Annotated in this window: 22 protein-coding genes and 3 tRNA genes; 12 read left to right on the top strand and 13 right to left on the bottom strand. The window is 64.9% G+C overall.

All coding sequences use genetic code 11. From position 1 onward, the window contains the following. A complete protein-coding gene (locus NFC73_RS09110; RefSeq protein ID WP_254749533.1) occupies window positions 1-705 on the top strand; it encodes a TetR/AcrR family transcriptional regulator in 705 nt (234 codons plus the stop codon). A 75-nt stretch (window positions 706-780) separates the two neighbouring features. Here the strand turns inward: NFC73_RS09110 and NFC73_RS09115 are convergent. Beyond that, window positions 781-863, bottom strand: a tRNA-Leu gene (locus NFC73_RS09115). Window positions 864-1194: 331 nt separating this feature from the next. Here NFC73_RS09115 and NFC73_RS09120 point away from each other — a divergent pair. From NFC73_RS09120 to pknB, 7 genes are read left to right on the top strand one after another with little or no spacing between them, the layout of a single operon-like run. After that, complete coding sequence (locus NFC73_RS09120) at window positions 1195-1938, top strand: FHA domain-containing protein (RefSeq protein WP_254749535.1); 744 nt, start codon at window positions 1195-1197, stop codon at window positions 1936-1938. After that, the gene (locus NFC73_RS09125) at window positions 1935-2417 is read left to right on the top strand and encodes an FHA domain-containing protein FhaB/FipA (RefSeq protein WP_056342800.1); all 483 of its coding nucleotides are present in this window, start codon (window positions 1935-1937) and stop codon (window positions 2415-2417) included. Before NFC73_RS09120 ends, NFC73_RS09125 begins: the two co-directional genes overlap by 4 nt. Before the next feature lie 2 nt (window positions 2418-2419). Beyond that, window positions 2420-4057 (top strand): PP2C family protein-serine/threonine phosphatase, encoded by a 1638-nt coding sequence (locus tag NFC73_RS09130; protein WP_254749536.1) that lies wholly within the window; start codon window positions 2420-2422, stop codon window positions 4055-4057. Continuing rightward, a complete protein-coding gene (locus tag NFC73_RS09135) occupies window positions 4054-5442 on the top strand; it encodes an FtsW/RodA/SpoVE family cell cycle protein (protein ID WP_254749537.1) in 1389 nt (462 codons plus the stop codon). Before NFC73_RS09130 ends, NFC73_RS09135 begins: the two co-directional genes overlap by 4 nt. Continuing rightward, a complete protein-coding gene (locus NFC73_RS09140; RefSeq protein ID WP_254749538.1) occupies window positions 5439-6899 on the top strand; it encodes a peptidoglycan D,D-transpeptidase FtsI family protein in 1461 nt (486 codons plus the stop codon). Before NFC73_RS09135 ends, NFC73_RS09140 begins: the two co-directional genes overlap by 4 nt. Beyond that, the gene (locus NFC73_RS09145; RefSeq protein ID WP_254749539.1) at window positions 6896-8563 is read left to right on the top strand and encodes a protein kinase domain-containing protein; all 1668 of its coding nucleotides are present in this window, start codon (window positions 6896-6898) and stop codon (window positions 8561-8563) included. Before NFC73_RS09140 ends, NFC73_RS09145 begins: the two co-directional genes overlap by 4 nt. 15 nt (window positions 8564-8578) lie before the next feature. Further along, window positions 8579-10516 (top strand): Stk1 family PASTA domain-containing Ser/Thr kinase, encoded by a 1938-nt coding sequence (gene pknB / locus NFC73_RS09150; RefSeq protein WP_254749540.1) that lies wholly within the window; start codon window positions 8579-8581, stop codon window positions 10514-10516. A 155-nt stretch (window positions 10517-10671) separates the two neighbouring features. Here the strand turns inward: pknB and NFC73_RS09155 are convergent, their stop codons facing one another. Genes NFC73_RS09155 through NFC73_RS09165 form a run of 3 tightly spaced genes read right to left on the bottom strand, consistent with a single transcriptional unit; the run spans window position 10672 to window position 12283 of the window. After that, window positions 10672-11313, bottom strand: coding sequence for an aminodeoxychorismate/anthranilate synthase component II (locus NFC73_RS09155; RefSeq protein WP_056342783.1), 642 nt, complete (start codon window positions 11311-11313; stop codon window positions 10672-10674). Further along, complete coding sequence (locus NFC73_RS09160; protein WP_167349826.1) at window positions 11310-11480, bottom strand: hypothetical protein; 171 nt, start codon at window positions 11478-11480, stop codon at window positions 11310-11312. The genes NFC73_RS09155 and NFC73_RS09160 overlap by 4 nt, the downstream gene beginning before the upstream one ends. Before the next feature lie 2 nt (window positions 11481-11482). Next, complete coding sequence (locus NFC73_RS09165) at window positions 11483-12283, bottom strand: class E sortase (RefSeq protein WP_372494618.1); 801 nt, start codon at window positions 12281-12283, stop codon at window positions 11483-11485. 175 nt (window positions 12284-12458) lie between these two features. Between NFC73_RS09165 and NFC73_RS09170 the strand changes: the two genes are divergently transcribed. Next, window positions 12459-12713 carry a cell division protein CrgA gene (locus tag NFC73_RS09170; RefSeq protein WP_056342777.1) on the top strand — a complete coding sequence of 85 codons (255 nt, stop codon included), beginning with the start codon at window positions 12459-12461 and terminating at the stop codon, window positions 12711-12713. An 18-nt stretch (window positions 12714-12731) separates the two neighbouring features. Continuing rightward, on the top strand, window positions 12732-13364 hold the full coding sequence (locus NFC73_RS09175; protein WP_254749541.1) for a DNA-3-methyladenine glycosylase I: 633 nt from the start codon (window positions 12732-12734) through the stop codon (window positions 13362-13364). Between the two features lie 227 nt (window positions 13365-13591). Here the strand turns inward: NFC73_RS09175 and NFC73_RS09180 are convergent, their stop codons facing one another. From NFC73_RS09180 to NFC73_RS09190, 3 genes are all read right to left on the bottom strand, one after another. After that, on the bottom strand, window positions 13592-14065 hold the full coding sequence (locus NFC73_RS09180) for a carboxymuconolactone decarboxylase family protein (protein ID WP_254749542.1): 474 nt from the start codon (window positions 14063-14065) through the stop codon (window positions 13592-13594). 652 nt (window positions 14066-14717) lie between these two features. After that, entirely contained in the window at window positions 14718-15599 is an 882-nt protein-coding gene (locus NFC73_RS09185; RefSeq protein WP_254749543.1) for a rhomboid family intramembrane serine protease, read from the bottom strand. 8 nt (window positions 15600-15607) lie between these two features. Next, complete coding sequence (locus NFC73_RS09190; RefSeq protein ID WP_254749545.1) at window positions 15608-16153, bottom strand: peptidylprolyl isomerase; 546 nt, start codon at window positions 16151-16153, stop codon at window positions 15608-15610. A 155-nt stretch (window positions 16154-16308) separates the two neighbouring features. On the opposite strand from NFC73_RS09190, the gene NFC73_RS09195 reads away from it, so the two are divergent. Together NFC73_RS09195 and NFC73_RS09200 are read left to right on the top strand one after the other, a co-directional pair. Next, window positions 16309-17274: a hypothetical protein gene (locus NFC73_RS09195; RefSeq protein WP_254749547.1), complete on the top strand. Its 966-nt coding sequence runs from the start codon at window positions 16309-16311 to the stop codon at window positions 17272-17274. Window positions 17275-17410: 136 nt separating this feature from the next. After that, on the top strand, window positions 17411-18286 hold the full coding sequence (locus NFC73_RS09200; RefSeq protein WP_254749549.1) for a glycosyltransferase family 2 protein: 876 nt from the start codon (window positions 17411-17413) through the stop codon (window positions 18284-18286). Window positions 18287-18293: 7 nt separating this feature from the next. On the opposite strand, the gene NFC73_RS09205 is transcribed toward NFC73_RS09200, so the two are convergent. The 6 genes from NFC73_RS09205 to gyrA form a co-directional block, all read right to left on the bottom strand. Further along, window positions 18294-19238, bottom strand: a complete 945-nt coding sequence (locus NFC73_RS09205; protein WP_254749551.1) for a DMT family transporter — start codon at window positions 19236-19238, stop codon at window positions 18294-18296. Between the two features lie 89 nt (window positions 19239-19327). After that, window positions 19328-19403 (bottom strand) — tRNA-Ala (locus NFC73_RS09210). Window positions 19404-19475: 72 nt separating this feature from the next. Further along, complete coding sequence (locus tag NFC73_RS09215) at window positions 19476-19592, bottom strand: DLW-39 family protein (protein WP_210412373.1); 117 nt, start codon at window positions 19590-19592, stop codon at window positions 19476-19478. Window positions 19593-19661: 69 nt separating this feature from the next. Continuing rightward, a tRNA-Ile gene (locus tag NFC73_RS09220) sits at window positions 19662-19735 on the bottom strand. Window positions 19736-19834: 99 nt separating this feature from the next. Beyond that, on the bottom strand, window positions 19835-20506 hold the full coding sequence (locus NFC73_RS09225) for a DUF3566 domain-containing protein (RefSeq protein WP_254749552.1): 672 nt from the start codon (window positions 20504-20506) through the stop codon (window positions 19835-19837). Next, window positions 20503-23181, bottom strand: coding sequence for a DNA gyrase subunit A (gene gyrA / locus NFC73_RS09230; RefSeq protein ID WP_254749554.1), 2679 nt, complete (start codon window positions 23179-23181; stop codon window positions 20503-20505). The genes NFC73_RS09225 and gyrA overlap by 4 nt, the downstream gene beginning before the upstream one ends. Window positions 23182-23195: the final 14 nt, after the last annotated feature.

Below are 23195 nucleotides of genomic sequence, written 5' to 3' on the forward strand. Positions count from 1 at the left end.
ATGCCGGCGTCACCAGCCGCTTCACGAAGTACCACGGAGCGCGAACCCGTGCCGAAAACCGGTGCGGCACGGCGCCGCGTGGGTCGGCCCGCCGCAGCCGTCCTGGACAAGGCGGGCATCACGGCAGCGGCCCTGCGGCTCATCGGCAAGAACGGCTACGACGGACTCACCATGGCGGCGCTGGCCCGCTCACTGCAAGTGGCGCCGTCGGCACTTTATAACCATGTGGAATCCAAGCGGGACGTGCTCCTGCTCGTGGAAGACCACTTAACCGCACTGGTGGACGTGACCGCATTCGCGGCGGAACCTTGGGAGTCCGCGGTGAGGAAGTGGGCCTGGAGTTACAGGGACGTCTTCGCGGAGCACACGCCCCTGATTCCCGTCATCGCAGTACTTCCCGTGACGGACGCACCGCAGACCCTTGCCATGTATGAGACCGTCAGCGCCGGCTTCCGGGCGGCCGGATTCCCGGAGGAGCGGATCGTGTCCGCCATCGTGGCCCTGGAATCATTCATCTTCGGATCCGCCTACGACGTCACGGCCCCAGCCGACATTTTCGATTCCGGCAGCATGGCGGAGTCGACGCCGAGCTTCACGGGTGCCGTCCGGAGCTTGGCCGCGCTGGGGCACGAGAAACCTGCAGACGTGGCGTTCAGCCTCGGGCTTGAGGCCCTTATCGCGGGCTTCGGGGCGTTACGGGAATAGAGCCGCTGCCACCCGGCACGGACCCCAGACGCAGAAGAGCCCCAGTCCTCAGACCGGGGCTCTTCTGTATTTGCGTGCGCGAGGGGGGATTTGAACCCCCACGCCCTTTCGGACACTGGCACCTGAAGCCAGCGCGTCTGCCGTTCCGCCACTCGCGCGCAACTTCTTTTCCATGAATTACGGCCGGTTTCCCGGATCCGCAACCGTGTAAAAGCAGCGAGATCAAGCATAACGGACATCGGCGGCAAAACACCAATTGAGCCTCGGGAGGGGTCAAATTCACTGCCGGGAGGGGGCCGGCAGGGAGCCCCCAGCGAACTTTTCCGAAGGCCCGGCCGTTGTGGATTAAGGTCATTCACAGGCCTGCCCAGTAGTATCTGATGTAGTAGTGCCTGCCACTGCCAGGCAGGCCCAAGGGTTCTGAACTGCATTGTTGGCTGAGTTCCGGAACGAATACTGCCCCACAGCCGGGGGGAAAGGAGAAGGACCATGGGATTGCTGGACAAGGTCGAGCGCGGCATCGAAAAAGCCGTCCGCGGTGTCTTCTCCACCGGTTCGCGCGCCCAGGTTGAACCTGTGGAAATCGCCAGCCGGCTCCGCCGCGAGGTGGACAACAAAGCCCTCACCATCGCTGCCGGCCGCACCCTGGCCCCCAATGTCTTCGACGTCCAACTGAGTGACGACGACTTCAGGAGGGCTCAGGACTGGGGCACGCCGCTGGCCGAAGAACTCTGCGACGTTGTCATCAACCACGTCCGGAGCCAGGGCTACACCCTGCAAGGCTCAGTGCGGATCTCCTTCCGCCGGTCCGAGGATCTTCGCGCTGGCAACTTCGAGATCGTCTCCTCCACCGAGAAGTCCAAAGCCGGCCCCGGAGTCTCCTCGGCCAGGCCCAACATGCCGGCAGCGCCCAGCCGCCCGCCCGTACGCCTGCAGCCCGTCCTGGACATCGACGGCCAGCGCTACTCCCTCAATGCCCCCTCCATCGTCCTGGGCCGGTCCTCCGAGGCCGACATCCTGATTGACGACACCGGCGTCTCGCGCCGCCACCTCGAGATCCGCACCGCCAGCGGCGTCACCAGCGCTGTGGACCTCGGCTCCACTAACGGCAGCTACGTCAACGGCCATAAACTGGCAGGCAGCACCGAACTGACCGACGGCTCCACCATCACGATGGGACGGACAAAGATCATCTTCCGCCTGCTTCCCGCCAGCCCTGGGGGCCGCCCATGAGCGACCTGACCATCACTGCCCTGCGGTTTGGGTTCCTGATCCTGCTCTGGGTCCTCATCTTCAGCATCGTTTCGGCCATGCGCAGGGACCTGATGGTGGGCCGCAAAGCCGCCGCCGGCACCCCCACCGCCCGTCAGGTCCGCAAAAACCCTGAACTGGCCGAGGCTCCGCCGCAGCCGCTCAAGCAGCAGGCCCACCAACTGGTGGTCACCGAAGGCCCGCTCAAGGGAACCACCATCCCCCTAGCCGCCAGCCCCATCCTGTTGGGGCGCGCTCAGGAAGCCACGCTGGTACTTGAGGACGACTACGCCTCCGGCCGCCACGCGCGGTTGTTCCCGCAAGGCAGTCGATGGTTCATCGAGGACCTTGGCTCCACCAACGGCACCTACCTGGCCGACCAGCAACTTACCCGGGCTCTGCCCGTTGAGCTGGGTGTACCCGTGAGGATCGGCAAGACGGTCATCGAATTGAGGCCGTAGCCATGGCCGCTGACATTCCCGCCGGCGGGGCCACACCCGTCCAGCGGCCCCTCATCATGCGCTATGCGGCGCGCTCGGATGTGGGACGCATCCGGGCCAAGAATGATGACTCGGCCTACGTCGGCCGCCATTTGGCAGTGGTCGCGGACGGCATGGGTGGCCACGCGGGCGGCGATGTTGCCTCGGCCGCCACCGTGCTGGACATGCTGCACCTGGACCACGGCGACTACGACGGCGACGCCGGCACGGTCCTCGCCGACGAGATCCAGACGGCCAACTCCCTGCTATCCGAACTGGTGCACATCAACCCCAAGCTCGCCGGCATGGGCACCACCGTCACATCCCTGCTGCTCGCCGAGGGCAAGCTGCACTTCGCGCATATCGGCGACTCCCGGGCATACCGCCTGCGTGATGGCGAGTTTGAGCAGGTCAGCGTGGACCACACGTTCGTCCAGCGGCTGATCGATGAGGGCCGGCTCCGGCCCGAGGAGGCCGAAACCCACCCGCACAAAAACGTCCTCATGCGCGTCTTGGGCGACGTCGATGCCAGCCCCGAGCTGGATCTGGACACCCTGGACGTCAAGCCCGGGGAACGCTGGTTGCTGTGCTCGGACGGGCTCAACTATGTGGCCGGACATGTGGTGGAGCGGACCGTCCGCGAGACAAAAGATCTGCGCGAGTGCGTCGAAACCCTGGTCAACCTCACGCTGGAAGCCGGCTCGCCGGACAACGTCACCGTGGTCATGGTGGAAATTACTGAGGAAACGCCCGACGACGTCAGTACCGCCGCCGTCGATATCATCCCTTCGCAGCTGCTCACCGAAGCCCCTGCCGCGGCCAGCGACGCCGCCAGCGCTTCAGCGGACCCCGTGGCGGCCGACGACAAAAAGCCCGCCGCCGACAAAGCTCCCGAAAAGCCAGTTGCCGCGGAACCGGCGCCCTCCACCGACCCCCATCTCGGCGAGCACCTTTCGGCCGAAGTGCTGCGGCAGGAACTCGCATCGCGCCCGCACGAACTCGTCGGTGCTGCGGCCACCGCGGCCGAGTCCGGCTCCATTCCCACGATCGCCGGCCGCACAGTGGCCCGGCGGGCCGCCACCGTTCTGACGCACAAGGCTGACGCGCCCGTTGCGGAGGTAGATGACGCCCTGGGGCGGCCCAAACCCCGCCGCTGGGTCACCATGTCCATCGCGGCGTCCGTGGTGCTGGTCCTGACCTTGGGCCTCTGGCTCGGCTATGCCTGGACCCAGACCCGCTATTACATCGGGGAATACGATTCCCGCGTGGCCATCTTCAACGGTGTATCGCAGCGGCTTGGCCCTATCCAGCTTTCAACCCTTGAAGCCGTAACAGAGATCCGGATGGATTCCTTGCCCCAGTTCTCCCAGCAACGCGTCCGGCAGACAGTGCCCGCGCGTGACCTCTACGACGCCCAGCGGATCGTGAAGAACCTCGAGGGCACCGGCACCATTGCTCCGCCGGATGAGTGCCTCACCCCCTCGCCCACTCCGGCGCCAGCAACGGCCTCCGCTGCAGCACCCACCACGCCTACCCCACCGCCGGACCCAGCCGCTCCCGCGGCAGCACCTGCCCCGGCCGCGTCACCCACCCCCAGTACCGCCTGTGAGGGGGTCCGGTGAGCCAGCTCAGCACCATCCCCAAGCCCCGGCGCAACGTGGAACTGTTGCTGCTGGTCCTCGCCCTGTCCGTGGGCATCGGCGCCAACATGCTGGTGGGCGTTGACCAGGCGAAGGCGTTCGACTCCGATTTCTGGTTCCAGTCCAGCCTCCTCGCGGTGGCCGCCCTCGTCTTCCACATGGTCCTGCGGGTCCGCGCAAAATATGCCGATCCGGTAATACTTCCTTTGGTGGTTGCTCTCAATGGTCTGGGTCTTGCCATGATCCACCGCCTTGACGCCCCCGGGGAGGACACCGGCAACAACCAGCTGCGCTGGACGCTGATCGCAATGGCAGTCGCCATTGGCGTGATCTGGTTCCTCAAGGACCACCGGGTGCTCCGCCGCTTCACCTATATCTCGCTGGCGGTGAGCGCGCTCCTGCTGATTCTTCCGCTGGTGCCCGGTATCTCCGCCGGCGAAATCCTGGGCGCCCGAGTCTGGATCCGGGTGGGTCCCATGACGTTCCAGCCGGGTGAAATCGCCAAGATCACCCTGGCTATATTCTTCGCCGGGTATCTTTCCTCCAACCGCGACCTCATTCTGCTGGCCGGCCGCAAGATCGGCCCGCTGCAGTTCCCCCGGTTCAAGGACATGGGGCCCATGATCACCGCCTGGCTGGTGAGCATCGGGGTGTTGATCTTCCAGCGCGACCTCGGGTCTTCCGTGCTGTTCTTCGGCCTGTTCATCGTGATGATCTATGTGGCCACCAGCCGTATCAGCTGGGTGGTGATCGGCTTGGGCCTCATCCTGGGCGGCGGCTTTGTGGCAGCCCAGGTGTTTTCCCATGTCGAAGTCCGCATCTACGGCTGGCTGAACGCCTTCAGCCCGGAAGTTTACGAGACCGGCAGCCGGCAGGTCATCGAGGGACTCTTCGGCATGGCTAACGGCGGACTGGTGGGTACCGGCCTGGGCCAGGGCCGGCCGGACCTGGTCCCCTTCGCCAACAGCGACATGATCATCGCGTCCATCGGCGAGGAGCTGGGCCTGATCGGACTGTTCGCCGTGGTGCTGATGTACGTCATGCTGTTCACGCGAGGGTTCCGGGCGGCGCTGGGCACGCGGGATGCCTTTGGGAAACTGCTGGCCTGCGGACTTTCCTTCGCCATCGCCCTTCAGTGTTTCGTGGTGATCGGCGGAGTCACACGACTGATCCCGCTGACCGGCTTGACCACGCCGTTCCTTGCCGCCGGCGGTTCGTCGCTGCTGGCCAACTGGATCATCGTTGGCCTGCTCCTGCTGATCTCCCACACGGCGCGGGGACCTGTGGACACAACACCACTTCCTCCCGGCGGCGCCGCGGAACCTGCAGGAATTGATACTCCCACCGAGGCGGTGAAACAAGCGTGAACCAAGCAATCCGTAATTCCTGGGTGGCAGCGATCGCCATGTTCGCCTTGATCTTCGGCGCTATCAGCTTCGTCCAGGTGGTGGGTGCCGATGACCTCAAGGACAACCCCCTGAACCAGCGCGCCATTCTGCAGAATTACTGCAACGACCGCGGCGCCATCATCGTGGGCGGGAACCCCGTGGCCGAATCGGTGGAAGGCACGTCCGAGGTCTGCCAGTTCCAGCGAACGTACGCGCAGCCGGCACTTTATGCGGGCATCACGGGCTACTTCTCGAAGAACTACGGTGCCACCGGCCTGGAAGTTGCGATGAACGCCCAGTTGGCCGGCAGCTCAGACCAGCAGTTCTTCGACCGAATCGGCCAGCTTTTCCTGGGCAACCAGCCGAAGGGCGCCTCGGTGGAACTCACCATCGATCCCGCCATCCAGAAGCTCGCCTACGACCTCATCCCGGACGGCCAGCGGGGTTCCATTGTGGTCACCAACCCCAAGACGGGGGCCGTCCTGGCCATGGTGTCCAAGCCTTCCTATGACCCCAACCTGATCGCCACCCAGGACCCGAAGGCCGAAACCACCAACATCAACGAGCTGGTCAAGGTACCCGGCATCAACCTGAACCAGAATGTCAGCGGGCCCACCGGCGAGTTGCTCGCTCCGGGATCGGTCTTCAAGCTGGTGGATGCCGCGGCGGCCCTCGCCTCAGGGAAGTACAACAAGGACAGCGTGCTCCCCAACCCGGCCGAGATGCCCTTCCCTGGGATCCAGTACAAACTGCCGAACTACGCCGGAGGCAACTGCTACACCCAGGACAAGGCCAGCTTTGCCTTCGCCCTGCAGCAATCCTGCAATACGCCGTTCGCCAGCATTGCCCTCGACCTAGGCCGCGACGCCATCGCCGAGCAGGCCGCAAAATTCGGCTTCGGCGAGGGTCTGGGCGACCAGCTCAAGCTCGACTACGCCAGGGGCAGCGGCTTCCCCGATGACCTGGACGGGCCAGGCCTGGCCCAGTCCGCCATCGGCCAGAAGGACGTGCGCGCCACTCCGCTGCAAATCGCCTTGATGACCTCGGCCATCGCCAACAACGGTGTCCAGATGAGCCCCAGCCTGGTCAAGACCGTGCGGTCCCCGGACCTCAGGGTCATTGACGAGCCCCAGCCTGCAGCGCTCCGGACGTCCACCACCCCGGAAATTGCCCGCCAGATCACCGAATGGATGACCAGTGCGGTGAGCCAGGGCATAGCCCGCGGGGCGGCCGTCCCCGGTGTCCAAGTGGCCGGCAAGACCGGAACCGCTGAACTGGGCAACGGCCTGAACAACTCATGGTTCACCGGGTTTGCCCCGGCGAACAACCCGGAGGTGAGTGTCACCATCGTCATGGAAGGCGTAGACATCACCACTGGCGCACAGCTAACCAGTCCGAACGCGAAAAAGATTTTTGAGGCGGTGTTGAATAAGTGAGGCCTACAACGGGAATCACCCTCGGCGGCAGATTCCAGCTGACCACGCGGATTGCGATCGGCGGGATGGGAGAGGTCTGGAAGGCCAAGGACCAGGTCCTGGGCCGGATTGTCGCCATCAAGGTGCTCAAGGAGGAGTACACCGGTGACCCCGGTTTCCTCCAGAGGTTCCGCGCCGAGGCACGCCACACCGCCCTGCTGAACCACGTGGGCATCGCCAATGTTTTTGACTACGGCGAAGAGGATGGCTCGGCCTACCTGGTCATGGAGCTCGTTCCGGGCCAGCCGCTGAGCAGCATCATCGAGCACGAGCAGGTGCTGTCCCCGGACCGGACGCTGTCCATGATGGCGCAGACCGCCCGCGCCCTTTCCGTCGCCCACGCCCAGGGGCTGGTCCACCGCGACATCAAGCCGGGCAACCTGCTGATCACCCCCGACGGCCGCGTCAAGGTCACCGACTTCGGCATCGCCCGCCTGGCCGACCAGGTCCCGCTGACGCAGACAGGCCAGGTGATGGGCACCGCCCAGTACCTCGCCCCCGAGCAGGCCACAGGCCAGACCGCAACCGGCGCCTCGGACATCTACTCACTCGGCGTGATCGGTTACGAGTGCCTCACCGGGCACCGGCCCTTCTCCGGCGAATCCCAGATCGCCATTGCCCTCGCCCAGGTCAACGACGCCCCGCCGCCGCTTCCGGAGACTCTCCCCAAACCGGTCCGCGCGCTGCTGATGTCCATGCTGGCCAAGGACCCCAAAAACCGCCCGGCCAACGCCATCAAGCTGTCCGAAGCCGCCGAGGCCATCCGGAACGGCGATATTGACGCCGCGCACGCAGCGGTTCCCGGCATGCTGCTCTTCGAGGCAACCACGGGCCCCATTACCGCTCCGGTGGACATTGCCACGGCACCCACCGGCGTCATCGCCCAGAAGGACAGCAACACGACATCAACGTCCGCCCTGCCCGTGCTGGGTGCCGCTGCCGGCGGCGCTGCAGTCGGCGCCGCGGCCGCTGGAGCCGGGAGCACGCTTTCGCGTGCGGACGCCCTGGCTGCGGAGCGCAGTTGGGTGCAGGAGGAAGAGAAGTACGACGACGAGCCGGCCGACGAGCCCGACCGTCGCGGCCGCAGCCCCTGGACGTGGCCACTGGTCGCCCTGATCGTGCTGGTCCTGTTCGCGCTGGTGGGGTTCTTCCTGACGCAGCAGGGGATCTTTAACCCGGCAACCACCGTCACCAACTCGGCATCAAGCACCCCGTCGTCCACCAGCGCCAGCCCGACAAAGACCTCGGCATCCGCCACACCTACGCCCAGCTTGACCACCGAGGCTCCCACGCCAACGCCCACCCCCAGCACGGTGGACATCATTTCGGCGGCCTACCTCGGGAAGGACTACCGTCAGGTCCAGGGGACGCTGGAAACCATGGGCCTGTCCGTCCGGGTCATCCCGCAGCAGAGTACTTCCGCCGCCGGAACGGTGTTGCAGGTCAACCCCACGGGCACCGTGCCCAAGGGGGCGGAAGTGACGGTGACCTACGCCGTCCCGGTCCCGGCCAGCATGCCGACCGCTCCGCCGTCCTCGCCGGCCGCCTCTGCTGAGCCAACGTCCACCCTCCCCAAATGCAACCCTGGCCAGCTGCCGGGATTGCCTCCTACCTGCGCGCCGTAGCGGTCGGAACTGACAGTGAGTGATTCGGCCCGCACCCCGCTCCACCGGGAGGACAGCCTCCCGGTGGATAACCAGCGTGTCCTGAGCGGCCGCTACGAACTCGGCGGAATCATCGGCCGCGGGGGGATGGCGGATGTCCACCGCGGCGTGGATACCCGGCTTGGCCGGACCGTTGCCATCAAGCTTCTCCGCCCGGATATGGCCCGTGATCCGCAGTTCCAGGCGCGCTTCAAACGGGAAGCGCAGTCCGTGGCGGCGCTGAACCATCCCTCCATCGTCGCCATTTACGACACTGGCGAACATACGGTTCCGGACGGCTCCGAGGACAGTGTCCGGGTGCCCTACATCGTGATGGAGTTTGTTCAGGGCCGGACCATCCGCGACCTGATCCGGGCCAAGGAAGTCAGCATTGACCAGGCCATCGACTTCTGCCTGGGCGTGCTTTCTGCCCTTGAATACAGCCACAAGGCGGGCATCGTCCACCGGGACATCAAACCCGCCAACGTGATGTACTGCGAAGGCTCCAATTCCGTGAAGGTCATGGACTTCGGGATTGCCCGGGCCATCGCCGATTCATCCGCCACCATGACGCAGACCCAGGCCGTGGTGGGCACTGCCCAGTACCTCTCGCCCGAGCAGGCCCGGGGCGAAACAGTGGATGCGCGCAGCGACCTCTACTCCGCAGCGTGCCTGCTGTACGAAATGCTCACCGCCCGCCCGCCCTTTATTGGTGACAGCCCCGTGTCCGTGGCGTACCAGCACGTCAGGGAAATCCCGGAGCCCGCGAGCAGCGTGAACCCGGAGGTCTCGGCCGCCCTGGACAGTGTCCTGGCCAAGGCTCTGCAGAAGAACCGGGCGGACCGTTTCCAGGACGCGGCCGCCTTCCGCCGTGCGCTGCGCGCCGCCCGGGCGGGCGTGTCCGTGCCCGCGCTGGCCGCGACCGAAGCCCCCACCGATCCTAATGACCATGTCCCGACGCCGGAACGCCCGCCCGTGACAGAGGCGTTCGGGCTCACCGGAGCCGGCTTCCTGGACGATGCCCCCACCGGCCGGCAGCGCAACGCGGACGACACCCGGACTGACGGCGTACCGGTCATGGCGGCAGCCACCCTCGGACAGTCGGATGTCGATGAACTGCCCTTGGGCTTCGCTCCGGAACGTGAGCGGTCCGCCCGGCAGAAGTCCCGTCGTCGTACATGGATTGCCACACTGGTGATCTTCACCCTGCTGGTTCTTGGCGGCGGCGGTCTCTGGCTGTACAACACTGTGAACCGGCCCGCGCCCCCGCCGCCCAAAGTGGCGGTCCCGGCGGTGGCGGCCCTGACGGAATCGGCGGCCCTGCAGGAACTTTATGGTGCCAACCTGCGCCCGCAGATCAAACGGAACAAGCACGAGACCATACCCAGCGGAACGGCCATCGGCACTGACCCAGTGGCCGGAACCTCGCTTGACCCCAATGCGGAGGTGATCCTGAATATTTCTGAAGGCCCAAGCGCCGTCAAGATTCCGGAGAACCTTCCGGGCCAGACAGAAGCCGCGGCGCGGGACATCCTTCGCCAGGCAGGACTCGTGGGAGCGCCTTCCACCACCACAGCCAACAGCGCCACCGTTCCCGGCGGCAGGGTGATTACCACCAGCCCGGCACCGGGCCAGATGGTAGGCCCGGGCACCACGGTGGAGATCGTGATTTCCACCGGCAAGGTGTCCATGCCTGAACTGCGGGGCCGCACGCGAGCCGAGGCGGAAACGGCGCTGAAGGAACTTGGCCTTGTGCCGAACGTCCAGGAAGTGGAGAATTCCGAGGTGGAGGCGGGCCGGGTCACGGATCAAAGTGACCCGGTGAATGCCGCCGTCGACCAGGGCAAGACGATCAATATTGTGGTGGCCAAGGAACCGGCCCCGCCGCCATCGCCAACGCCCACGGCCACGCCCACAGCTACGAAAAAGGGCTAAAAGCCTCCACCTGCTCCTTAAAGCAACGCGGGGTCACTTCGCGCCCATCCCGAAGCGGAACATGGGAGCGAAGTGACCCTCCCCACCCGCACCCTAACCTCGCAAGCTCGGCCAGGGGACCCGGCGGGCGTGGGCCCACGTTGTTCGTGTGCCCGTCAGTGCTGGATGAGCGGGCTCAGCGTGGCGGCACGGGCGGCGGCTCCCGCCATTCCCAGGGACTCGAGCCAGTTGCCCAGCATCTGGTAGCCGCCTTCGGTCAGGACCGACTCCGGGTGGAACTGTACGCCGCACAGCGGTGCAGTGCGGTGCTGCAGGCCCATCACGACGCCCGTTGCGGTCTCGGCGGTGATCTCCAGGACGTCAGGGATGGTGTCCCTTACCGCTGCCAGCGAGTGGTAGCGCGTCGCTGTCACGGGGGAGGGGAGCCCGGCGAAGACGCTGGTGCCGTTGTGCTCCACCAGCGAGGTCTTGCCGTGCATCAGCTCCGGCGCGTGGGTCACTGTGCCGCCATAGGCTTCGGCCAGGGCCTGATGGCCTAGGCACACACCGAACATCGGCTTGTTGTTCGCCCCGCACCACTTGATGAGTTCAATGCACACACCCGCCTCGGCGGGGTTTCCCGGCCCGGGTGAGATGAGGACGCCGTCGCGCGTTTGTGCCATCTCGATGGCTTCAGCGAGGGTCACGTCGTCGTTACGGACAACGGTGGTCTCGGCGCCGAGTTCCTGGAGGTAGCCCACCAGGGTGTAAACGAAGCTGTCGTAGTTGTCTACGACCAGGATTTTGGTTGTGGTCATGGCTGGCTTGCAGAACCAATCGTTGAGTCGGTGAATGCGGTGAACCCGGACATCCAGGGGAACAGGAACTGAACCATCAGGATCAGTGCGCCGGCGATGAGCACCAGCGACGTAAGGATCCGCAGCCAGAGGGGGCCCGGAAGGTGGCGGAAAATCCAGCCGTACATACTCAGTTTCCTCCCACCGCTGCGGCGACCTGGGCGGCGATCTCGGCCGGCGGGCCCGCCGAGGCAGGCTGCCAGCTGTCCAGCAGTGCGTACGCGATGATGCGTTCCTCGGCGCCGAAGCGCGGATTGCAACTGGTCATGGTGAGGAAGCTTTCGGTGGGAGTGACGCCGGGGCGGGTGGGGACCGGTTCCAGGACATCGGTCCGGGACGGCATCACAATCTGGTTGTTGCGGAAGACATAGATGTAGTAGCCGTCCTTGGTCTGGACGTAGATTTTGTCCCCCGGGACAAGGGTGTGGATATTGTCCAGGACGGCACCGTGCGTCTGCCTGTGGCCGGCCACCGCGAAGTTGCCGACGGCGCCGGGCATGGCGGTGTTGGCGTAATGGCCAAGCCCCAGCGTATCCAGGACGTCCCCGGTGGTTCCCTGCACGATGGGCCGGGTGTAGTTGGGGCCAAAGCGGGGGATATACATAATGCCGATGGTGCCGGCATGGCCTGGTGCCGCGGCAACGGCCGGGGTGCCGTAATCCACGGGCGCTGCCGATGGATCCGGTTCGCGGATTGCAGGCACCGGGCCGCCCAGCCCCTGGGCGAACTCCTTGATGACGGCACTCTGCTTGGCGTCGGATTCGATGTTGGTCCACCACAGCTGCCAGCCCACAAAGAGCAGGAGGATAATGCCGGCTGTGATGAGCAGCTCGCCGAGCACCTGCACTGTGCCACGCAGTATGGAAGCGCGGGCCGGCGCCGCACGGGCGGGCCGCGTAGCGGCGCGCCTCGCCTTCTCCTGCACTGCCACGCGTTCTCCTCCGGGGTGGCCGCGATGGGCGTTTGAATGCCCTGAACTACGGCTAGAATTGACTGCTAGTAAGAATCCAGATTTGACCAAGATCGCGCAGACCGCTGGCAACTTCCTTCTTGCAGGATATCAAGCCCGCGGCGCCGAGCTTGCTCCAGTCCGCCAAGGAGAGCACGTGCCCGAGTCAAAGCCTCGCAAGAAGACTTCCAGCGCCGCACAGCCCGCTTCCGGGGCGCAAGCGTATAAGCCCAACGCTGTTTGGTTCAAGCCGGTGATGTTCGGCCTGATGATCATCGGGCTCTTCTGGATCATCACGTTCTACATCAGCGAGGGCCGGTTTCCTGTCCAGGCCTGGGAGTCGTGGAACATCGTGGCCGGCTTCGGCATTGCCATCATCGGCTTCCTGATGACCACGCGCTGGCGTTCCTGACCTGACCGCAGGACCCGCATGAGTCCCGCTGCCGCTGCCCAGCCCCTGAACGAGGGTGCGGCCGGAACTGTCCTGGGCGACGACGGCCTCGCCCGTCCGCCGTGGGCCGCCGTGGATCCGCTGTTGCGCGAGTACTACGACTCCGAATGGGGCCTGCCCGTCCGGGACGAACAGGGCCTGTACGAGCGCATCTGCCTCGAGGGCTTCCAGGCAGGTCTCTCGTGGGCAACGATCCTCCGGAAGCGCCCTGCCTTCCGTCAGGCTTTCCTCGACTTCCAGCCGGACGCTGTCGCGGCTTTTACGGAAGCGGATGTTGAGCGCCTGCTCCAGGATCCCGGCATCGTCCGCAACCGGCTCAAGATCCGTGCCGCCATCACCAATGCCCGGGCCACCATCGCGCTGCGCGAGCGGGAAGGCCTGGTTGACTTCGTGTGGCAGTTCCAGCCCCGGGCCACTCCCCAGCCGGTCACGCACGCTGAGATCCCCACGCAGTCACCGGAATCGGTGGCGCTGTCCAAGGCGCTGCGGACGCAGGGATTCTCGTTCGTTGGCCCCACCACCATGTTCGCGCTGATGGAAGCCATCGGCATGGTGGACACCCATCTTCTGGACAGCCACCGGCGCGGATCCTCAGGCGTCTGGACCGGCTGACCTGCCGCTCCGCGGGGAACTGGCCGGACGCTCCGCCAAGGCCCGTTTTCCACAGCTGTTGGGAAAGTTATCCACATTGTGCATAACTTTCCCGGCGCCGGAAGCGACAGCCGCCCATGCAGGCCATGACGCACAGGACCGGAGCCAAAGCGCTCGGACGGACAGTTATTAACAGTGTGGATTGGCTGTGGATAATTCACACTGACCCGACGACGGTGTCCTTGGTGTCAGCGCTCCCGGCGGACCGGATGGTGGCTGGTGATGGACACCCGGTTAAAGGCATTCATGGTGATCACCAACCAGCTGACCGCCGAAAATTCATCGGCGCTGAGGTGCTGACGCGCATATCCTTCCTCAAGCTCGGTTGTCCGGTGGTCCGGCAGTTCGGTGATGCATTCCGCCAGGGCAAGGGCAGCCCGCTCCTTGTCCGTGAACAGGGCCGTCTCCCGCCACGCCGGCAGGACAGCCAGCCGCTGGTGGCTCTCCCCGGCCTCCACGGCGTCCCGCACATGCATGTCGAGACAAAAGGCGCAGCCGTTGATCTGGGAGATCCGCACGTTGAGCAGCTCTATGGTCTTGCGGTCGATCCCGGCCGCGTCGGCGGCTTCGCGCACTTTCAGCCCCAGACCATTGAGAGCGCGCCATACCGCGGGGTGCTGTTTGTCGAGGTAGATGTGCTGGGTTGTTGCGGTGGAGCTCAAGGCGGTCCTCCTGGCTGGAAGCTTGTCGGGTCCGATGCTGCGTACGAACACCCTCGCACACACGCGTGTTATCCACTTACTAACACTGGACTACCCACAAGTTATCCACAGGTGTGGAAAACAATCCACAGGAGGGCCCGAGCGAACCCCTCGGCTGCCCCAGCCGGGGAAACACCGAAGGTTAACTACATGTCCGTAAGTTGTTAACACTGTAAATAACCCTGTTGATACGGGCAGGTGGGATCCCCTCCTTTGTGTCCCCGGCGCGGGAAATGGCCGGGATATCCACAGGGTGGGCTCAAATGGCATGTTTTTCCACTTAACCACAGGCGCATCCCCAGGTGTTGTCCACAATTGTGGATAACAGGATGATGAAATCCGGCAAAAGGGCGGACGTGCGGGAGCAGGGGCACATTGAAATCCTGAACTACACCCGTGTAAGTTACCAACAGTGTGGATAACCGCTGTGGATAACTTCGGCGCCATCGTCAGGGGCCTGAGGCCGATCAGGGGCTGCTCGCACGGCGGGACGCACCCAGCAAGTGAACGGCATCGCGGTTCAGAGGCCACACAAGGCACAAAAAAACCCCGGTGTCCGTTGGGACACCGGGGGTTAAGCGGTCTGTTGGAGCTGGGCCACGGACCCGGGCGGTCAGCCGGCTGTGACGCGGAGCCAACTCGCGAGGACCAGTAGGAGAACCACTCCGGCCAGTCCGGCGGCATGCAGCAGGCGCTGCCGCGGGCCCCGGGGTGTGTACGCAATGACGGCAGCGCACAAGGCTCCTGTGACGAGCCCGCCCAGGTGCGCCTGCCAGGCGATCTGGGGGACCACAAATCCGATCACGCCGTTGATGGCGATCAGGATCCACAGCTGCCGTGTATCCCCGCCGCGGTGACGCTGCACCAGGAGCATCGCCCCGAAGAGTCCAAAGATGGCGCCCGAGGCGCCCACCACTCCGGCAAGAGGCACACCAGGCACATAGCCGGGAGTCAGCAGAAGGTAGCCGACCGAACCCCCGATGGCAGAGATAAGATACAGGGCCAGGAAACGGACCCGGCCGAGAAGCGGTTCGAGCGCCTGGCCGAAAATCCACAGCATGTACATGTTCAGCACAATGTGGAGGATGAATCCCTGGGAGTGCAGGAACGCCGCCGTCAGCATCCGCCACGGTTCGAACTCACCGAATTCGGGAGTGGCAAAAACATTGGCGAACGCCAGGTTCTGGTAGATCCACTCGCCGGGGACCACCCATTGCAGAACGTACATCACCGCGCACAGGGCGATAATTCCAAACGTCACTAGTGGTTTGCCGGTTGCCACGGCGCCGCCGTAGACAGTCTTGACCGCCGGCGTCGTGCGCTTTGTTTCGTTGACGCAGTCAACACACTGGAATCCGACGGCGGCCGCCCGCTGGCAGTCCGGGCACGCTGGGCGGCCGCAGCGCTGGCAGCGCACATAGGAGGGCCGGTCCGGGTGCCTGGGGCACACCGGAACCTGCGCGGACGGCTCAGCCGCCGGAATTCCGTAGCTCATGTGTTGGGTTAGAGCTGCTCGATGTCGATGCTGTTGATGGTGACGTCCTCAACCGGGCGGTCACCCATGCCGGTGCGGACGCCCTCGATGGCGTCGACGACCTTCTTGGATTCCTCGTCAGCAACCTCGCCGAAGATGCTGTGCTTGCCCTGCAGCCAGTCGGTGGGGATGGTGGTGATGAAGAACTGTGAGCCGTTGGTGCCCTTGCCCGCCTGGATGCCGGCGTTGGCCATGGCCAGTTTGTAGGGGGCGTTGAAGCTGAGTTCGGGGTGGATTTCGTCGTCGAACTTGTAGCCCGGTCCGCCTACGCCGCGGCCCAGCGGATCGCCGGCCTGGATCATGAAGTCCTTGATGATGCGGTGGAAGATGGTGCCGTCATACAGCGGCGTGCCCGTCTTGTCCTCACCGGTCTCGGGGTGGGTCCAGGCCTGTTCCCCGGTGGCCAGGCCAACGAAGTTCTTGACCGTCTTCGGCGCGTGGTTGCCGAAGAGATTAACGACGATGTCGCCGAGGCTCGTGTGGATGGTTGCTTTTGCAGTTGCGATTGCAGTCATGCCGCCTATTCTTTCACGGCAGGTCAACGCGGACAGGGCTGGACCGGCAGTTCCGCGCTGGGTGAAATCAGCCGTAAATCCGCTGGAAGAATAGCCCGTGCAGGTCAAGGCACGTAGGCTAACAACAGAACCGTCACATTAATCGGGAGGTAGTTGTGAAGAAATCGGATCGTATTGCCCGTGACCTTGAACAGTCAGTCAACAGCGCAGTTGAGAACGCCAAGGACTGGGCATCCCCCCGCGTGGAAGCAGCGGTGGATTGGGCAGTTCCCCGCCTGCAGCATGGCCTGGACACTGCCTCTCCCAAAATCCAGGAAGGGCTCAAGACCGCGGCCCATAACCTTGCGGACGGCGTCGCAACGGTGACACCGCGCATCCAGGAGGGGCTCGCCCAGCTCGCCCCGAAAATCCACGACGCCGTTGAGGTCGCTACGCCGCGCCTGTACGAAGCCCTGGACAAGGCCACTCCCGTGATCCAGAACGCCCGTGACCGCGTGGTGGTGGAATACCTGCCGCGCCTTTCGGACCAGATCGGCCACGCGTCCGACGCCGTGCACCGCACGTTGGAAAGCGCGCCGTCCCACGTGGATGCCGTCGCCCAGCGGCTTGCCGATTCCGGCGTCGTGCATTCCCTCCAGGAACAGGCACAGACGGCCGGCACGCAGCTCAAGGCCGCCGCGCACGAAGCGGGCAAGGCCGTGGGAGTCCAGATCGCCCAGCCGCAGAAGCCCAAGAAGCGCGGCTGGCTGGTGTTCGGCATCATCGCCGCAGCCGTCGCCGCCGGCGTCGCGGCCTGGAAAGCCTCCAAGCCCGTGGAAGACCCGTGGAAGACCCCATCTCCTGTCACTCCTGCACCGGTTCCTGCCACCACCGTGAACGACGCCAAGGACACGGCCGCGGATGCAGCCAGCAAGGCTGCAGCCGCCACCGGTTCAGCCGCTGACGCCGTGGCCGGCCAGGCAGAGGATGTTGCCGCGGACGCGGAGGATTCGGCAGAGAAGGCCAAGCACGTCGCCGATGAATCGGCAGACGCAGCAGCCAAGGCGTCCACCGATGCCAAGACCGCCATCAAGAACATTGCGGCCAACATGAACGGTTCCGCGGACAAGGGCAGCAACTAGCACTTCCGGCGCCGTCGCGCCGCCCACTGAAGGGGCCCCGCCTGGTGCGGGGCCCCTTCAGTGTTTTCCCAGTGTTTGTCCGGGCCGGGCCCAGTCGCTGGCGGGACGAACCCTGATCGGTGCTAAATTTGAACTGATGTCAGCCGATAAATCCTCTGGGGATGCCTTGAACGACGCAGCACAGCTGCCGCTCGTGTCCATTGTCATCCCGGCTTACAACGAGGAAAGTGTCATCCGGCAGTGTCTTATCGCTGCGGTGTACCAGTCGGTGCCGGCCCACGAAATCATCGTGGTGGACAACCTCTCCACTGACCGCACCGCCGCCATCGTGGCGCAGATGCAGCTGGAGTATCCGGAAAGCCCCATCATCCTGCTCAGCCAGGACCGGGACCAGGGCCTGATTCCCACTCGTAATTTTGGCCTCAACCATGCCACCGGCGACGTCCTGGGTCGCATTGACGCCGATTCCGTCGTCGAGCCCGACTGGGTGGAGCAGGTTCAGAAGGCCTTTTTTGATCCGTCCATCCAGGCAGCCACCGGACCGGTGGTCTACTACGACATGCCGATGCGGCGGTTCGGGCTCAAGGCAGACGACAAGATGCGTCAGCTGATGCTCAAGCTCGCCAAGCACCAGTACCACTTCCTGTTCGGCTCCAACATGGCCCTGCGGGCTACGGCATGGGAAACCATCCGGGCCGAAACCTGCCGGGACGAGAAGGACGAGATGCACGAGGACATCGATCTCTCCCTGCACCTCGCCGACCACGAACTCAAGGTCCAGTACTGGCCCCAGATGGTATCCGGGATGTCCGCCCGCCGGCTCGAGGATTCACCGCGGGACTACCGGTACTACGTGACCCGCTTCGACCGCACGTACAAGGCGCACAACGTCAAGAAAATGGCCCTCAAGGCACCCATGGTGGTGTTCTTCTCGGTCTATTTCCCGGCGAAGCTCCTGCGGGCCATCCACACGGTCAACACCGCCCAGCCTGTCCGCCGCGGCGGACAATAGGCCCGCTTCAGTCCGTTCCGAGTTCAGCCAGACGGTCCGACGGCGGTTCATCCCCACGCTCGGCGGAACCTTCGCGCCGTTTCCTGAAGCCTGACCGCTGTCCCAGAACCACGACGGCGAGGCCCACGAGGATGAGCCCCAGCCCGCCGTAGGTGCCGGCGGGCAGCGTCTCGTGCAGGAAGACCGCGGCCAGCACGGCTGCGCCGGGGATCTCCAGCAGGATAATCATGGACACCAGCAGCGGGCTCATCGTGGCCAGCAGGTGATTGAAGGCTGTGTGGCCCACCAGTTGGGCACACACGGTGATCGCCAGGATCCCCACCCAGCCAACGGCGTCGAACCCCACCAGCGGCTGGCCGCTGAAGAGCGCCAGCACCGCCACAAAGGCCGCACACATCCCGTAGCAGAGCGTGGTGTACGTTCCCGTGGTCATGGTCTGGCGGGCCTTGCCGCCGGCGAGCGTGTAGAGGCCGGCCAGGGCCCCGCCCGCGACGGCCAGGAGGTCGCCCAGGAGCGCGTCCGGCGAGGATCCCAGGTCGAACCCGGTGATGGTGATAACACCACCAAAGGCAATCCCCAGCCCTGCCAGCACCTGCCAGCGGTGCCTGGTGCCGCGGAAGAGCTGGAAGACCGCGATCCAGGCCGACTGCAGGCAGACCAGGGCGGTGGCGGCAGCCACGGACGTCAGCTGGAGGGACGTAATGAAGCAGGCAAAGTGTAGGGCCAGGGCCACGGCGGCGAGCAGCGACCAGCGGAACTCAGGGCCGGTGATCCGGCCGAACTGCCGGGGTTCGCGGACCACGGTGGGGGTGGCCATCACGGCGGCCCCGATGGCGTTGCGCCAGAAGGCGATGGCGAGGGCACTGACGGTGGTGGCACCGAGGGTCGCGGCGATCAACGGCCCGGACGACGCCACACCCAGGACGCCCACGGCCGCAAGAAGAAAGTTCACCGCTCAACCCTACTGTCCTGGATTAGCACTGTGCCGCCTTAACGAAAGAGTCCCGGACAGCTTTTCAGCTGTCCGGGACTCTTTTCTTATGGTGGAGGCACGGGGACTCGAACCCCGAACCCCCTGCTTGCAAAGCAGGTGCGCTACCAATTGCGCCATGCCCCCATAAGAAGCAACCCGTCAATCATACCCTAGAACCGTGGAGCCTTTTGCAAGCTCCCGGTCCGGGAATCCGGCCTATTCGACCTTGTCGGTCGACTGGCTCCAGACTGTTTTCCGGGCCTCGGATTCCTGTGCTTTCCTGTAGAGCAGGACGCCTGCGATCGCAGCTGCAAGTACCAGCAACTTCTTCACATGCTCCCCGTTCCGATCCTGCCTGCCGTGAAGCAAACCGAACCTTCCTTCGAACCTGCACAGGTTCCGTGGGCGTACCAGGACTTGAACCTGGGACCTCTTCGTTATCAGCGAAGCGCTCTAACCGCCTGAGCTATACGCCCCGATGCCTCATCGGGCCGAGACATGACTTTACAGCACATCCCGGCCCGATCTCAAATCGAGGCATTTCGCCGGAGAAATTCCGGTGAAATTAAGGGTTTTCAGTCGTCCGTGAGGGTGACGCCGATGCCGCCAACAAGCGTTGCTGAGATGTTGTAAAGCACCGCTGACAGCATGGACAGCGCCGTCAGCAGGACAACGTTCACCACGGCGATAATCGTGGCAAAGGAAGCCACCTGGCCCAGGGATGCGACCTTCTTCAGTTCGAACCCGCCGCCTTCGGAGCCTGCCAGGGTGCCCAGGAGGCTGTCCACCTGGTCAAAGATTCCGGTGAGGTCCAGGACGGTCCAAAGGACGATGGCGGCCACGACGGTGACGATTCCCAGCGCCACCGACAGGAGGAATGCCATCTTCAGGACAGACCAGGGATCCACCTTGCTGACCAGCAGCCGTGCACGCCTGACCTTGGCCTTGGGTGCAGGCTTGACCAGGCCGGGCTGGGCCTGCGGAGACCGGCCCGGCACTGGGCGCTGGCTTGGCTGTGCTGCCGCCTGCCGGCCCTGGCCGGCACGCTGGCCGGCCTGGCCTGCCGGAACCCGGTCCTGCGCAGGGCGCTGGCCGGGAACGGCCTGCCGCTGCCCCGGCGCACCGGCAGGGGCCGGCGGGCGCTGCTGCGGACGGACGGGGGCGTTCACGCGGGGTGCGGCCGCCGGCGGCGGCGTTCCGCCGGGGACATTACTGCTCGGCTTGGGATATGAGTCGGGATTACTCACTCGTTACCTCCGGTGTAGTCTTCGTTCGGCTCAGCGTCGCCGGAGGCGTCCTCTGACTCAACAGCCGGTGATGTTTCTGCCGTTGTTGCTGACCCTGCGGATCCCTCGGGGGACCCGGCCTCTTCAGCCAACGTTACGTCATCGTCCACGGATTCTTCGCCCTCAAGGCCGCGTTCGCTATTCCTGGCCACTTCAATGATGCGGTCGTTCTTGTCCGGCTTCGCGAAGATAACACCCATGGTGTCGCGGCCCTTGGCCGGTACGCCGGCCACGGATGATCGGACAACCTTGCCGCCTTCCATGACCACCAGGACCTCGTCTTCTTCCTGGACAATCAGGGCGCCCACGAGATGGCCCCGTTCCTCCTGGTATTTGCCCACCTTGATGCCGAGGCCGCCGCGGCCCTGCAGGCGGTATTCCTCCACCGCGGTGCGTTTGGCGTAACCGCCCTCGGTGACCACAAAGACGAACGAACCGTCCGTGACGACGTCGGCTGCCAGCAGCTCATCATCCTCGCGGAACTTCATGCCCGTGACACCGGACGTGGCCCGGCCCATGGGGCGCAGGGCATCGTCGGTGGCGGTGAAGCGGATGGACTGGCCCATGCGGGACACCAGCATGAGGTCATCCGTTTCGGAGACCAGCTGGGCGGAAACCAGCTCGTCCTCGTCGCGCAGGTTGATCGCGATGACGCCGGCGGAGCGGTTGGTATCGTAGTCCTCCAGCCGGGTCTTCTTGACCAGGCCTCGCTTCGTTGCCAGCACGAGGTAAGGGGCCTGCTGGTAGTCCCTGATGTCCAGGACCTGGGCGATGTGCTCGTCCGGCTGGAAGGCCATCAGGTTGGCGACGTGCTGGCCCTTGGCATCACGGCCGGCCTCCACCAGTTCGTACGCCTTCGCCCGGTAGACCCGGCCGAGGTTGGTGAAGAAGAGCAGCCAGTGGTGGGTGGTGGTCACAAAGAAGTGCTCCACCACGTCGTCGCCGCGGAGCTGGGCGCCCTTGATGCCCTTGCCCCCGCGCTGCTGCGACCGGTAGTTGTCGCTGCGCGTGCGCTTGACGTAACCGCCGCGGGTAATCGTGACAACCATTTCCTCCTCCGGAATCAGGTCCTCCATGGACATGTCGCCGTCGAAGCCCATCAGGATCTTGGTGCGGCGGTCATCACCGTGCTTGGCCACGATTTCGCCCAGCTCGGTGCTGATGATCTCGCGCTGGCGTTCTTCGGAGGCAAGGATCGAGTTGTACTCGGCGATCAGGGCCTCAAGTTCGGAATGGCGGTCCTGGATCTTCTGGCGTTCCAGGGCTGCAAGGCGGCGCAGCTGCATGTCCAGGATGGCCCGGGCCTGCAGCTCGTCGATGTCCAGCAGCTGCATCAGTCCGTCGCGCGCGGCTTCGGTGGTGTTGGACGCACGGATGAGCGCAATGACCTCGTCCAGCGCATCCAGTGCCTTCAGGAGGGCACGCAGGATGTGCGCCTCTTCCTCGGCCTTGCGCAGGCGGTACCGGGTACGGCGCGCAATGACGTCCAACTGGTGCGTTACCCAATGGCGGATGAAGGCGTCCAGGCTCAGCGTGCGCGGAACCCCGTCCACGATGGCCAGCATGTTGGCGGAGAAGTTGCTCTGCAGGTCGGTGTGCTTGTACAGGTTGTTCAGCACCACCTTGGCCACGGCGTCGCGCTTGAGCACAATGACCAGCCGCTGGCCGGTGCGGCCGGAGGTCTCGTCGCGGAGGTCCGCAATGCCGGAGATCTTCCCGTCCTTGACCAGTTCGGCGATCTTGATGGCCAGGTTGTCCGGGTTGGCCTGGTAGGGCAGTTCGGTGACAACCAGGCACGTGCGGCCCTGGAGTTCCTCGACGTTGACCACGGCGCGCATGGTCACGGAGCCGCGGCCCGTCCGGTACGCGTCCTCAATGCCCCTGTGGCCGAGAATGGTCGCGCCGGTGGGGAAATCGGGTCCCTTGATGCGGAGCAGCAGCTCTTCGAGCAGTTCCTCGCGGCTGGCCGTCGGATTGGCCAGGTACCACTGGACGCCGTCGGCTACTTCGCGGAGGTTGTGCGGCGGAATGTTGGTGGCCATGCCCACGGCAATGCCGGAGGAGCCGTTGACCAGCAGGTTGGGGAAACGGGCCGGCAGGATGGTGGGTTCCTGGTTCTTGCCGTCGTAGTTGTCCTGGAAGTCGACGGTTTCCTCGTCAATGTCCCGGACCATCTCCATGGCTAGCTGGGACATCTTCGTTTCGGTGTACCGCGGGGCGGCGGCACCGTCATTGCCCGGCGAACCGAAGTTGCCCTGGCCCAGGGCCAGCGGGTAGCGCATCGTCCAGTCCTGGATCAGGCGGACCAGCGCATCGTAGATCGCGGTGTCGCCGTGGGGGTGGTACTGGCCCATGACCTCGCCCACCACACGGGCGCACTTGTTGAAGGACCGTTCCGGCCGGTAACCGCCGTCGAACATCGCGTACAGCACGCGGCGGTGCACGGGCTTGAGGCCATCGCGCACGTCGGGAAGGGCACGGCCCACAATAACGGCCATGGCGTAGTCCAGGTACGAGCGCTGCATTTCCGTCTGCAGGTCCACCTGCTCCACGCGGTCAACCAGCACGTCGCCTTCAAGAACGCTTTCCGGAAGATCGGCGGATTCCGCCGGGTTCTCGGGTGTCTCGTCACTCATCGTTTATATTTTCC

It is taken from the genome of Pseudarthrobacter humi (assembly GCF_024294965.1).
GTDB classification, from domain to species: Bacteria; Actinomycetota; Actinomycetes; order Actinomycetales; family Micrococcaceae; genus Arthrobacter; species Arthrobacter humi.

What these genes read in the sequence shown, in the direction of transcription:
- NFC73_RS09110 (WP_254749533.1), top strand. Translation starts at nt 1, where the DNA reads ATGCCGGCGTCACCAGCCGCTTCACGAAGTACCACGGAGCGCGAACCC.
- NFC73_RS09120 (WP_254749535.1), top strand. Translation starts at nt 1,195, where the DNA reads ATGGGATTGCTGGACAAGGTCGAGCGCGGCATCGAAAAAGCCGTCCGC.
- NFC73_RS09125 (WP_056342800.1), top strand. Translation starts at nt 1,935, where the DNA reads ATGAGCGACCTGACCATCACTGCCCTGCGGTTTGGGTTCCTGATCCTG.
- NFC73_RS09130 (WP_254749536.1), top strand. Translation starts at nt 2,420, where the DNA reads ATGGCCGCTGACATTCCCGCCGGCGGGGCCACACCCGTCCAGCGGCCC.
- NFC73_RS09155 (WP_056342783.1), bottom strand. Translation starts at nt 11,313, where the DNA reads ATGACCACAACCAAAATCCTGGTCGTAGACAACTACGACAGCTTCGTT.
- NFC73_RS09160 (WP_167349826.1), bottom strand. Translation starts at nt 11,480, where the DNA reads ATGTACGGCTGGATTTTCCGCCACCTTCCGGGCCCCCTCTGGCTGCGG.
- NFC73_RS09175 (WP_254749541.1), top strand. Translation starts at nt 12,732, where the DNA reads ATGAGTCCCGCTGCCGCTGCCCAGCCCCTGAACGAGGGTGCGGCCGGA.
- NFC73_RS09185 (WP_254749543.1), bottom strand. Translation starts at nt 15,599, where the DNA reads ATGAGCTACGGAATTCCGGCGGCTGAGCCGTCCGCGCAGGTTCCGGTG.
- NFC73_RS09190 (WP_254749545.1), bottom strand. Translation starts at nt 16,153, where the DNA reads ATGACTGCAATCGCAACTGCAAAAGCAACCATCCACACGAGCCTCGGC.
- NFC73_RS09200 (WP_254749549.1), top strand. Translation starts at nt 17,411, where the DNA reads ATGTCAGCCGATAAATCCTCTGGGGATGCCTTGAACGACGCAGCACAG.
- gyrA (WP_254749554.1), bottom strand. Translation starts at nt 23,181, where the DNA reads ATGAGTGACGAGACACCCGAGAACCCGGCGGAATCCGCCGATCTTCCG.